Raw genomic sequence first — 13726 nt, forward strand, 5'->3', positions numbered from 1 at the left:
AAACTACCAGTTTTAGTTTTTATTTAAAAATTTTGATAGTTAAAAATTTTTATAAAAACTTTTAATTTTTTTTATAAATTATATAATTTATTAATTAATAAATATTAATTTTAAAAAATTAAAACAAATAATATTTTTTTAAAATATTGATAATATTTATCACATATAATGGTTAAAAGTATATGAAAAATATTTACACAAATGATATTGATCCAGAAGAAACTAATGAATGGATAGAGGCTTTACGAAATATTTTAATCAATGACGGAAATAAACGTGCTAAATTTATTTTACGAAAATTATTAAAAGAAGCAAAATTTCAAGGGATTAATATTAAATCAATATTTAATACCCCATATAAAAATACGATACCTTTTGATAAAGAAAAAATAATGCCAGAAGATTATGGAATGCAAGAACGTATTAATGCTTTAATTAGATGGAACGCATTAATAATGGTGTTACGTGTGTCAAAAAAATTTCCAGAATTGGGTGGACATATTTCTTCATATGCATCTGCATTAACTTTATATGAAGTTGGGTTTAACTATTTTTTTAAAGGACCAAATTCTAACAGTTGTGGTGGAGATCTATTATATATACAAGGACATTCTGCTCCTGGAATTTATGCTAGAGCTTATTTAGAAGGTAGATTATCTGAATATCAATTAAATAATTTTAGACAAGAAATTAATTCTAATGGATTATCTTCATATCCTCATCCTTGGTTAATGCCTAATTTTTGGCAATTTCCTACTGTTTCTATGGGATTAAGCAGTATTCAAGCTATTTATCAAGCTAGATTTTTAAAATATTTAAAGAATAGAGGGTTATTAAAAGATAGTGAAAATCGAAAAGTTTGGGCATTTTTGGGTGATGGAGAAATGGACGAGCCAGAATCAATTGGAGCATTATCTATAGCTTCTCGTGAAAAATTAGATAATTTAATTTTTGTAATCAATTGTAATTTACAACGATTAGATGGATTAGTTAGAGGAAATGGAAAGATTATCCAAGAATTAGAAAGTATATTTCATGGATTTGGATGGAATGTAATAAAAGTAATTTGGGGAAGTAAATGGGATGATTTAATCAATTCTGATAAAGAAGGATTGTTACAAAGAAGAATGGAAGAATGTTTGGATGGAGATTACCAAAACTATAAAGCTAATAGTGGAAGTTATATTCGTAAACATTTTTTTGGTAAATATTTAGGATTATTAAAAATGGTTGAACATATGTCTGATTACGATATTGAATGTTTAAATCGTGGTGGGCATGACAAACAAAAAGTTTATGCTGCATATTTTGAAGCAGTTAATCATAAAGGATCACCTACAGTAATATTAGCTAAAACAGTTAAGGGATATGGGATTGGACTAGGTATTGAAAGTCAAAATATAGCTCATCAACAGAAAGAAATTTCTATAGATCAGTTAAAAATATTTAAAAAACGTTTTAATATACCGATTACTGATAAACAACTGAAAAAATTATCTTTTTATCGACCAGATGATGATAGTCCTGAAATCACTTTTTTAAAAAAACAACGTAATGCTTTAGGTGGTTATTTACCATATAGAAATAATGTATCTTGTAAATTAAAAATTCCAAATTTATCATTTTTTTCATCATTAATTTCTGGATCAAATGAAAATAAATTTTCTACTACTCTAACATTTTTAAAAATTTTATTTGCACTACTAAATGATAAATCGATAAATAATCATATTGTTCCAATTATACCAGATGAATGTCGTACATTTGGTATAGAAGGATTATTCAAAAAAATTGGTATTTATTCATATTGTGGGCAATTATATGATTCTATTGACAAAAAACAAGTAATTTTTTATAAAGAAACACAAAATGGTCAAATATTAGAAGAAGGTATTAATGAAGCAGGAGCATTTTGTTCTTGGATAGCAGCTGCTACTTCATATAGCTCTAATAAGTTACCTATGATTCCTTTTTATATATATTATTCTATGTTTGGATTTCAGAGAATTGGCGATCTAATATGGGCTGCTGGTGATATGAGATCTCGTGGTTTTCTTATTGGAGGAACTTCAGGAAAAACAACGTTAGCTGGTGAAGGTTTGCAGCATCAAGACGGTCATAGTCATGTTTTATTTTCTACAATTCCAAATTGTATTTCTTATAATCCTGCATATTCTTATGAATTAGCTGTGATTATTCAGAATGGATTATTTCGTATGTATGAAAATCAGGAAGATGTTTTTTATTACATAACAATTATGAATGAATCTTATACACATCCTTCTATGCCAATTGGAGTTCAAGATGATATTATCAAGGGAATGTATTTGTTAAAAGAATCTATTCCTAATGATGAAAGACATGTTCAACTTTTAGGTAGTGGATCTATAATGCAAGAGGTTATAAATGCATCTATATTGTTAAAAAATGATTTTTTAATAACTTCTGATTTATGGAGTGTAACTAGCTTTAATGAATTAAGAAAAGATGGTTTATTAATTGAACGTTTTAATCGTTTAAATCCAAAATTAAAAAAACCTAAATTAACATTTATTGAAAAAAAATTAAGCAATAGAAAAGGACCTATAGTTGCAGTTACTGATTATATGCATATATATGCTGATCAAATTAGTAAATTTATTTCTAAAACATTTGTTTCATTAGGCACAGATGGATATGGTCGTAGTGATACTCGTGTAAATTTACGTTATTTTTTTGAAATAAATTCAAAATTTATAGTTTTATCAGCATTAAGTGCTTTAAATAAAGATAAAATTGTAGATTCATCTGAAATAGAAAAAGCTATATATATGTATAAAATAGATATACATAAAACAAATCCATTTTTTGGCTAATAAAAATTAATGTTATATATTAATTTGCAGTTAATACTTATTTATTAAATAATTTTAAAAAAATTCTGTTTTAAATTAAACTTAAATAAGTTTAGATTAAAAATTATATTAATATTACATTAAATATAATTTTTATATATAATATAAAATAATATTATTCAATAATTGCTAATTATATAAAAAATAAATTTTGATTATTAAATTAATAACTATAAAAGATAGTTATAACTATTAATAAGTATAATACAAATGCTTTATAAAAAGAATTTTTTTGACGAAAAGATAATATCAGAAAACAAAGATATAAAAGTGTATATGCCTGATGTTAAAGGATCAAGAACATTAAATGTTAATGAAATCATGGTATCAATCGGTCAAAATATAGTTAAAGAACAAACTTTACTTTCTGTAGAAAGTGATAAGACTATTATAGAAATTCCTTCTCCATATTCTGGAGTTGTAAAAAAAATTTTAGTTAATATTGGAGATCAAATATCAAAAAATTCATTGTTATTAATACTTTCAGTGCAAATAATCAAAGATTCTTTAAAAAATGAACAAATAGATGAATCTGTTATCAATAAAATAAGATTTTCTGATAAAAAATCTGAAAATTTTGTATCAGAAAAAATTATTTATAATCATAAAAAATACTTTAATTCATTTTATAATAATACTATTTTTGCTACTCCTTATATTAGGCGAATTGCTAGGAAATTAAATATTGATTTAAAAAAAATAAAAGGAACTGGAAGAAAAAGAAGAATTATAAAGAAAGATATTGATAATTATTTGGATATGTTTAAAACACATAGTTTATTAATAAACAAAAATAATTTTTCTTCTGATAAAAATTCTAGAAATATAACCTTTGATAAATTTGGAAAATTAGAAATAAAAAGTTTAAATAAAATTAAACAACTATCTGGAAATAAATTAAATGAATCTTGGAAAAATATTCCTCATGTTACCCATTTTGAAAAAGCTGATGTTACTGAATTAGATTTTTTTAGAAAAAATAAGTATATTAATGTTGAAGAAACAGTGTCAAAAAGAATTACCATTCTTTCTTTTGTAATCAAAATTCTTTCAATAGCTTTAAAAATTTATCCACAATTTAACAGTTCATTTAATAATGTAGATAAAAAAATAATATATAAATATTATTATAATATTGGTATAGTAATTAATACTAAAAATGGATTGGTAGTTCCTGTAATTAAAAATGTAAATAAACTTTCTATTACAGAAATAGCATTAAAAATAAATAACTTGAGTAAAAAGGCACATAGTAAAAAATTGTTACCAAAAGATATGGAAGGTGGGTGTTTTACTGTTTCTAATTTAGGAATTGAAAGTGAAGGATTTTTTACTCCTATTATTAATAGTCCTGAGGTAGCTATATTGGGAATATCTAAAGCACAATTAATACCTATTTACGAAAATGGTGTTTTAGTTCCAAAATTAATGTTACCATTATCTTTTTCTTATGATCATAGAGTAATTGATGGTGTAGAGGCAGCAAAATTTTCTAATTTTATAATAAAATCTTTAAAAGATATAAGAAATATATTGTTGTGATTTTAAATTAAAATAATAAAATAGTTTATAAGAGGAATAAAATGAATGTAGTTAATACAGAAGTGGTAGTTATTGGTGGAGGGCCTGGTGGTTATACTTCTGCATTTAGATCAGCAGATCTTGGTAAAAAAGTTATTTTAGTAGAAAAATTTTCTGATTTGGGAGGTACTTGTTTAAATGTTGGTTGTATTCCATCAAAAATATTATTAAATATATCTAATATTATTTTTCAAGCAAATAACACAAGAAAAATGGGAATTGTTTTTGAAAAACCCAAAATAAATATAGAACAAATTTTGTCTCATAAAAATGATGTCATAAATAAATTGAGAAATGGAATAAAATCTTTAGCAAAAAAAAGAAATATCCAGATATTTAATGGATTAGCAGAATTTGTTACACCTAATAATATAATTGTTCAAAATAAATATAATAATGAAAATGTAGCTATTGAATTTCAATATGCAGTTATCGCAACAGGAAGTTATCCATTAAATTTATCTAATATTCCTAAAGATTCTCGCATATTTAATTCAACGCAATCCTTGAATTTGCCTAACATATGTGGAAATTTACTTATTGTGGGAGGAGGAGTTATTGGTTTAGAAATGGCGACTATTTATTCATCTTTCGGAGTTGAAGTAACAATTGTTGATTGTTCAAATTGTATAATTCCGGAGTCTGATGTTGATTTGTCATCTATTTTACAGAATGATATGGTAAAAAATAGAAAAATAAAATTTATATTAAATTCTAATATAATCTCTATAGAACCCAAAAAAGAAGGTATATGTGTTTTTTTACAAAACAAAACTTCTAACGAAGAAAATATTTTATATTTTGATCAAATATTAATTGCTGTTGGAAGAAAGCCTAATACTAATACTTTAAAAATTGAAAAGATTAATATTCAAACAGATGATGATGGATTTATCATAACAGATAACCAAATGAGAACTAATGTTTCTAATATTTTTGCTATAGGAGATGTTGTTGGAAAGCCAATGCTTGCGCATAAAGCAATTGCTGAGGGAAAAATTGCTGCAGAGGTTATTTCAGGTCTTAAGCATTATTTTGATCCATATTGTATTCCAAGTGTTGCATATACTAATCCAGAAATTTCATGGGTTGGATTAACTGAAAAACAGGCAAAGAAAGAAAATATTTCTTATGAAGTTGCTAACTTTCCATGGAAAGTTAATGGAAGAGCATTAACTCTTAATAAAACAGAAGGATTAACAAAATTAATATTTTGTACTAAAACTAATCGTATTTTAGGAGGAGGAATTATAGGATATAATTCAGAAGAATTAATTTCAGAAATAACATTAGCTATTGAAATGGGATGTGATGTCTCTGATATATCTTTAACTATACATCCTCATCCTACACTGTCAGAAACAATTATGGCTTCATCTGAGATTTTTGAAAAGAAATCTATTGATTATTTTTAAGTAAATTTATTTAAATAAAAGGACAACCATATAAAAAATCCATACCAAGAATTTAATGAAAAAGTTTTTAAACAAGATTTTTTGTCTTTATGGTTAAGAAGCTTTTTTTGATATATCAAAATATAAGTAGAAATACTCCAAAATAATAAAAAAATAGATGTATATGTTATTTTTTTTAAAAATAATAACCACATGGTGTGAAATATAATTTGAACAAAAATTATATATATTTTATAATTTTTTTTTAACAAAATTGTGATCGATTTTGTATTGTTAAGTACATCATCTTCATAGTCAGATAATGCATATTGTATATCACAAGATATAATCCATAAGAATGTTAATATAAATAATATTAATACTTGAATATTAAGAATTGACACTTTTGATGCAACAAAAGTTATTGGTATACTCATTGAAAAAGTTAACCCTAGGATTATTTGTGGAAAATTTATAAATCGTTTACAGAATGGATATATAATTATGAGTATTAATGATATTAATGCATAATACAGACAGTTTTTTAAAAAAATTAAAAGAATAAAAAAAGATATTAATAATAAAATACATACTAAAATTAAAGCTTCTCTTGTGTGAATTTTATTAGATGCCAATATTCTATTTCGTGTACGATACGTTTTTAAATCAATTTCTTTATCAATGATATCATTTATAACACATCCTACAGAACGTATTATAATTGTTTCTATAAATAAAATTAATATCAGTATATTTTTTGGATTTCCTTTATTTGCAATCCATAAAGACCATAATACTGGCCACCAAAGTAAAAAAAATCCTGTAGGATACTGAAATCTCATTAATCTTAAATAGTTAAAAAATTTTTCCATTTGTTATATTATTCAAATTAATAAAATTAATATTTATATTTCTTTAAATAAGATTTGACATGATAAAAATCACTATAAAAGAATTTTATATTACTAGGATGTCGTAATAAATAAGATGGATGGTAAGTAATCATAAAAGGAATTTTTTTATAAAAAAAAATTTTATTTCTATTTCTATTTAAAACTATTGATGTTTGTTTGAGTAAAAATTTTCCGGAAATTCTTCCTAATGCTACCATAAATATAGGATTTATTAATTTAATTTGTTCTTCTAAATAAGAACTACATTTTATTAATTCTTCAAATGTAGGTTCTCTATTATTAGGAGGTCTACATTTTATAACATTAGTTATATATATATTCTTTAATCCAATGTTAAATAGGATTTTATCCAATAATTGTCCAGATTTACCTATAAATGGTATTCCTTTTTTGTCTTCATAATATCCTGGTGCTTCTCCTATTATCATTAATTTTGCTTTAATATTACCTCTATAAAATACTGTTTTAAAACGGGTTTTATGTAATAAACAATTTGTACATGAAGAAATTTTTTTATTTAGTTCATACAATTTTTTTTCTAACATATTTTAACGTTAATTAAATAAATATTTTAAAAAAAATAAAAAACTTTAATAATTAAAAATTTTTATTTAATTAATAATATATAAGTGTTAATTAAGATTTTTTAATCTTGTTTTTTATTATTATTTTTTATATATAATTTTTCTTTTATTAAATCTCCTAAGGTTACAGGAGAAACATTAGAATTACATGAATATTTCTTTGTAGATTCTATTTTTTTATGATGATTTTTTTTATCTATTTTTGTAGAAAGTATTACATAAAGGTTTTTTTTATCAAAATTTATAATTTGTAATTCTAGTTTTTGAATTTTTTTTAAAAATTCATTTTTATTTTTTATTAAATTTTCAATATTTAAATCTTTATATAAATCAATAAAATCTGATGTATCAACAATACCTCTAACATTATCAGTTAATTTAATCAGTATTTTTTTGTCATTTATATCCAATAATTTTCCACTAACTATACACCCTTTAGGATGTTCTTCTATGTATTTTGAAAAACAATTATTGGTTAATTGTTTTAATCCTAATGAAATTCTTTCACGATCAATATCAATTGACAAAATTAATGCTTCAATGTTTTGACCTTTTTTAAATTTTTTTATTTCTTCTTCGACATCAGTATTTGAAGTAATATCAGATAAATGAATTAGACCATCTATTCCTCCTTGTAATCCAACAAATATACCAAATTCGGTAATAGAACGAATTTTTCCACTTACTTTATCACCTTTTTTATTAGATTTAGAAAATTCTTTCCAAGGATTTTTTGTACATTGTTTCATTCCTAATGAAATTCTTCTTCTTTTTTGATCAATTTCTAATATCATAATATTTATATTATCACCCAAAGATAATATTTTATTTGGATGTATATTTTTATTGGTCCAATCCATTTCTGACATATGTACTAATCCTTCTATTCCTTCTTCAATTTCTACGAAACAACCATAATCAGTTATATTCGTTACTTTTCCTTGGACTTTTTTCCCAATTGGATAACGATTAATTAAATTTATCCATGGATCTTTTGTTAATTGTTTCATTCCTAAAGAAACTCTATTTTTTTTATTATCGAAATGTAATATTATTACTTTAATCTCTTGCCCTATAGTTAATAATTCATTAGGACTTTTAATACGTTTCCAAGATATATCTGTTATATGGAGTAAACCATCAATTCCACCTAAATCAATAAATGCTCCATAATCAGTTAGATTTTTAACTACTCCATTTAATATTTGACCTTCATGTAAGGAATTGAGAAAAACTTTTTTATCAATATTATTTTCTTCTTCTATTACTGCTTTTCTAGAAACAACAATATTATTACGTTTAAAATCCATTTTTATAACTTTGAACTTAACTTCTGTTCCTTCTAGATGAGAAGAATCACGAATTGGTCTTATATCTACTAAAGATCCAGGTAAAAATGCTTTTATATTACCAATTTCCACGGTAAAACCACCTTTTACTTTATTGGATATTAAACCAATTACATTTTCATTTTTTTCGTAACATGTAGATAGTTTTTCCCAATCTCTTTTTCTTTTTGCTTTTTCTCTAGATAATAGAGTTTCTCCATATCCGTCTTCTATTGAATCTAATGATACTTCAACAGTATCTCCTATATTTATTTCTAATTTTCCTTCTTTATCTTTAAATTCTTCTATCGAAATAATTCCTTCAGATTTTAAACCAGCATTTAATGTAACATAATTATTGTTAATATTAATAACTTTAGCAGGAATAATTGATCCAGGAGAAAATTTTATTTTATTTATACATTTTTCAAATAATTCTTTAAAAGTTTCTTCCATATTATATTAAACCTTTAGTAAAATAATTATTTTTTAAAAAAAATAATCATGTAATTTAATGTTATTAATTAATTTTAATATATTTTTAAATACTTGTACAACAGTTAGTTCTGTTGTATCAATTAATATTGCATCTTTTGCTGGTTTCATTGGTGAAAATAATCTGTAAGTATCTCTTAGATCACGTATTTTTAAATCATAAAATATTTTGTAAAAATTAACTTTTTTATTTTGATTTTTTAATTGTAAAAATCTACGGTAGCTTCTAACTTCAATAGAAGCATATAAATATATTTTTAAAATTGCTTTGGGGAAAATAACTGTTCCCATATCACGTCCATCTGTTACTAATCCAGGATTAATAGCAAAAGCTCTTTGACTATTAATTAAAGCTTTTCTGATAAATATATTAGATCCTAATTTAGAAGCATACTTTGCATATTGTTCCTCTTTTATAATATTTAAAATATTTTTATTTTTAAACAAAATTTTCCAAAAATTGTAAGATTTTTTTTGAATTTTTTCTATTGTATAAAGTGAAAATTTTATTAATTCATTTGTATTGTCTAAATTAATATTTTTTTTTTTGGCAAAGTAGACTAGAAATCTATAGAAATTTCCACTTTCTAATTTATTCCATTTCAAATAATTAGCTAATTTATTACATATAGTTCCTTTACCAGTACTACTGGGTCCATCTAACGTGATAATAGGTATCATTTTGTTAAATATATAAAATATTTGTTTTATGTATTTTATAAGATAAAATTTACAAAATTAAAAAAACTAAATTTAATAATTAAGTTTTTAATAAAATTATTTTGTACTTAATTATTTAAATTTGATAATATTTATTATGTTTTATATTGTTTAGAAAATTTTTGCATAAATTCAATTAGTTTTTTTACGCCACTTAATGGCATAGAATTGTATAAACTTACACGTATACCTCCAACCGTATAATGTCCTTTTATATATAAAAAACCATTTTTTTTTGCTTCTTCAATAAAAGTTTTTTCAAGATTTGTATTACGTAAATAAAAACATATATTGACTAAAGAACGAACATTTTTTTTTATTTTACAATAATAAAAATCAGAAGAGTCTATAAATTCATAAAGTTTTTTTGATTTTTTTTTATTAATTCTATATAAATTAGAAATTCCTCCTCGTTTTTGTATCCATTTAAATGTTTTTAAAGCTAAATAACAATTAAAAATTGGAGGAGTGGAATAAATAGAATTTTCTTTAACATGAATCCTATAATCTAACATAGTCGGTATAAACTTATTTGAGATAATATTAAGGATTTTTTTATTTAAAATAACAATAACTAATCCAGAATTAGATATGTTTTTTTGACCTCCTGCAAAAATTAAATCATAATTTTTAATATCAATAGGTTCTGTTAATAAGCTTGAGGTCATATCAGAAATTAAAGGTATTTTATATGGAATTTTATTTATATCTGGATAAAAACGTATTCCATTTATAGTTTCATTACTAGTAAAATATAAATATTTTGTATCTTTTTTAATATTCCATTTTTCATAAGGTAAATTATAAAAAAAACCTGTTTTACTATTATTTGCAATACAGTAAGCTTTTTTTATTTTATAAGCTTCTTTATAAGCTAATAAAGACCATAATCCAGATATCCAATATCCAGCTTTTTCGTTTTCTGATAAAAAATTTATTGGTATCATGGCAAAATGTGTTCTTGCATTTCCACTTAAAAATAAAATATGATAATTATCTGGAATATTTAAAATTAATCGTAAAATTTTTTGATTTTCTTCCATCAACTTAATATATTCATAAGTTTTATGCCCAATTTCTATAATTGAAATTCCTAATCCTTTCCAATTTAAAAATTCTTTTTTAACTTCTTTCAGAATAGATAAAGGAATCATAGACGGTCCAGCACCAAAATTATAATATCTAATACTATTATTAATCATATTAAAGTTATAATAATTATTAATATTATTGAATTTCTTCTATACGTTGCATCCCTACCAGATATTCCCCTGAACTAAGATTTATTAATCTTACACCTTGAGTATTTCTTCCTATGATTGAAATTTCATTAACTTTAAATCTTACAAGAGTTCCCTTATTAGTAATTAGCATAATTTCATCATTTTCTTTAACTTGAAGAGATCTTACAACTTTTCCATTTCGCTGATTAACTCTAATAGAAATTACTCCTTGACTACTTCTTCCTGATTTTGGGTATTCTTCTATATTAGTACGCTTTCCATATCCATTTTCAGTGGCTGTAAGTATTGTACCTTCTTTTTTAAGAACAACTAAAGAAATGACAGATTGTTTTTCTTTTAATTTTATTCCTTTTACTCCTTTAGCTGTTCTTCCAGTTGGTCTAATTAAATTTTCATTAAAACGTACTACTTTTCCTACGTCACTAAATAGCATAATATCTCTATTATTATCAGTGATATCTACTCCAACGAGACGATCTCCATGACTTAAATCAATCGCTATAATACCAGATGATCTTGGTCTACTAAATGCCTCTATAGGTACTTTTTTAACTATAGATAATTTAGTAACCATAAAAATGAAATAACCTTTTTTATATTTTTGAACTGGTAATATAGCATTAATTACTTCATTTTGATCTAATGGCAATATATTATTTATTGGTTTTCCTCTAGAAACTCTACTTGATAATGGTAATTGATAGGCTTTTAACCAATATAATTTTCCATAATTAGAAAAACAAAGTAAATTATCATGAGTCTTAGCTATTAACAACCTTTCTATAAAATCTTCTTCTTTTACATTAGTTGCTAATTTCCCTTTTCCACCTCTTTTTTGAGATTGATATATAGATAATGGTTGATATTTTACATATCCTTGATGTGATAAGGTAACCACAATATCTTCTTTTGTTATTAAATCTTCATAATTTAATTCTTCTTGAGAAGATATAATTTCTGTTTTTCTTAAATCTCCAAATTCATTTTTTATTTCTACTAATTCTTGATAAATAATTTTATTTACTAAGTCAGAATCATTCAATATAGATAAAAAATTTTTAATTTTTGTTAACAATGATTCAAGTTCATTAATAATATTTTTTTGTTCAAGTTTTGTTAAACGTTGTAAAGTTAATTTTAATATAGATTCTGTTTGTTTAGAAGAAAATTTGTATTTATTATTATTTAATAAAGAATTTGTGTTTATTTTAAAATTACTAATGTCAAAAATATATTCTTTTGATTTTTTAAATAAATTATTTAAAATTTTTACATTCCATGATCTGTTTAATAAATTCTTTTTAGCTTCTTCAGAAGTTTGTGATTTTTTTATTAAATCAATAATATCATTAATATTTTCTAATGAAACACTTAATCCTGTTAAAATATGAGCTCTATATTTTGTTTTATTTAAATCAAAAATAGTTCTTCTTATTATAATTTCTTTTCTATGTTTAAGAAATTCTTCAATAATTTGTTTTAAATTCACTAGACAAGGTCGATTATTTACTAATGCAACCATATTGATTCCAAAAACATTTTGCATTTGAGTATAAGAATATAAATTATTTAATATAATCTCAGGTTTTTCACCTTTTTTTAATTCTATAACTATTCTCATACCTTGTTTATTAGATTCATCTCTTAATCCAGAAATTCCATCAATACGTTTTTCCTTAATAAGTTCAGAAATTTTTTCAATGATTTTAGATTTGTTAACCTGATAAGGTAATTCTGTAACAATAATTGATTTATTTCCTTGATTATTGATTTCTATTTCTGTTCTAGCTCTGATTAAAATTTTTCCTCTTCCTGTACGGTAAGCATTCAATATACCTTCTTTCCCATTGATAATAGCTGATGTAGGAAAATCAGGTCCTGGTATAATCTTAATAAGATTGTCAATACTGATTTCAGGATTGTTGATCACTGCTATACATCCATTTACTACTTCTATTAAATTATGCGGTGGTATATTGGTAGCCATTCCTACTGCAATTCCAGATGAACCATTAACTAATAGATTAGGAATTTTTGTTGGTAAAACCGATGGAACAAATTCTGATTCATCATAATTAGGTACAAAATCTACTGTATCTTTTTCTAAATCATTTAATAAATAATGGGAGAATTTTGACATTCTTATTTCAGTGTATCTCATAGCAGCGGCAAGATCTCCATCAACTGAACCAAAATTTCCTTGTCCATCAATAAGCATATATCTCATAGAAAATGGTTGAGCCATGCGAACAATTGCATCATATACTGCCATATCTCCGTGTGGATGATATTTTCCAATAACATCTCCGACAATTCTTGCTGATTTTTTATATGGTTTATCCCAGTCATTATTTAATTCTTTCATGGCAAAAAGAATTCTTCTATGGACAGGTTTCAAACCATCATATATATTAGGCAAAGCTCTTCCTATAATTACACTCATTGCGTAATCTAGATAGGATTTTTTTAATTCGTCTTCTATATTAATTAGGGTTATTTCTTTTGCAAGAGATATCATGATTTTCCTATATAAATTAAATATTGATTAAAAATCAATAGTATTAAAAATTAC

General features: G+C 23.5%; 9 protein-coding genes. 3 read left to right on the plus strand and 6 right to left on the minus strand.

What is annotated here, in order from left to right; genetic code table 11:
• Positions 1-182: 182 nt before the first annotated feature.
• The 3 genes from aceE to lpdA all read left to right on the plus strand — a co-directional run bounded on the left by aceE (position 183) and on the right by lpdA (position 5890).
• Positions 183-2855, plus strand: coding sequence for a pyruvate dehydrogenase (acetyl-transferring), homodimeric type (gene aceE / locus RQL38_RS00205; RefSeq protein ID WP_338521641.1), 2673 nt, complete (start codon positions 183-185; stop codon positions 2853-2855).
• Positions 2856-3104: 249 nt separating this feature from the next.
• Positions 3105-4436: a 2-oxo acid dehydrogenase subunit E2 gene (locus RQL38_RS00210; protein ID WP_338521643.1), complete on the plus strand. Its 1332-nt coding sequence runs from the start codon at positions 3105-3107 to the stop codon at positions 4434-4436.
• A 41-nt stretch (positions 4437-4477) separates the two neighbouring features.
• On the plus strand, positions 4478-5890 hold the full coding sequence (lpdA, locus tag RQL38_RS00215) for a dihydrolipoyl dehydrogenase (protein ID WP_338521645.1): 1413 nt from the start codon (positions 4478-4480) through the stop codon (positions 5888-5890).
• Here lpdA and RQL38_RS00220 read toward each other — a convergent pair.
• The 6 genes from RQL38_RS00220 to gyrA form a co-directional block, all read right to left on the minus strand.
• Positions 5887-6711, minus strand: a complete 825-nt coding sequence (locus tag RQL38_RS00220) for a 4-hydroxybenzoate octaprenyltransferase (RefSeq protein ID WP_338521647.1) — start codon at positions 6709-6711, stop codon at positions 5887-5889. The genes lpdA and RQL38_RS00220 overlap by 4 nt on opposite strands.
• 56 nt (positions 6712-6767) lie before the next feature.
• Positions 6768-7328 carry a uracil-DNA glycosylase gene (locus RQL38_RS00225; RefSeq protein WP_338521649.1) on the minus strand — a complete coding sequence of 187 codons (561 nt, stop codon included), beginning with the start codon at positions 7326-7328 and terminating at the stop codon, positions 6768-6770.
• Positions 7329-7429: 101 nt separating this feature from the next.
• Positions 7430-9151, minus strand: coding sequence for a 30S ribosomal protein S1 (rpsA, locus tag RQL38_RS00230; protein ID WP_338521651.1), 1722 nt, complete (start codon positions 9149-9151; stop codon positions 7430-7432).
• A gap of 33 nt (positions 9152-9184) precedes the next feature.
• The gene (cmk, locus tag RQL38_RS00235; protein ID WP_338521654.1) at positions 9185-9871 is read right to left on the minus strand and encodes a (d)CMP kinase; all 687 of its coding nucleotides are present in this window, start codon (positions 9869-9871) and stop codon (positions 9185-9187) included.
• A 134-nt stretch (positions 9872-10005) separates the two neighbouring features.
• Positions 10006-11112 carry a 3-phosphoserine/phosphohydroxythreonine transaminase gene (gene serC / locus RQL38_RS00240; protein ID WP_338521656.1) on the minus strand — a complete coding sequence of 369 codons (1107 nt, stop codon included), beginning with the start codon at positions 11110-11112 and terminating at the stop codon, positions 10006-10008.
• A 25-nt stretch (positions 11113-11137) separates the two neighbouring features.
• Positions 11138-13672 carry a DNA gyrase subunit A gene (gyrA, locus tag RQL38_RS00245; protein WP_338521657.1) on the minus strand — a complete coding sequence of 845 codons (2535 nt, stop codon included), beginning with the start codon at positions 13670-13672 and terminating at the stop codon, positions 11138-11140.
• Positions 13673-13726 lie beyond the last annotated feature (54 nt).

This window comes from Candidatus Legionella polyplacis (assembly GCF_037013735.1).
Lineage (GTDB): Bacteria > Pseudomonadota > Gammaproteobacteria > Legionellales > Legionellaceae > Legionella_E > Legionella_E polyplacis_A.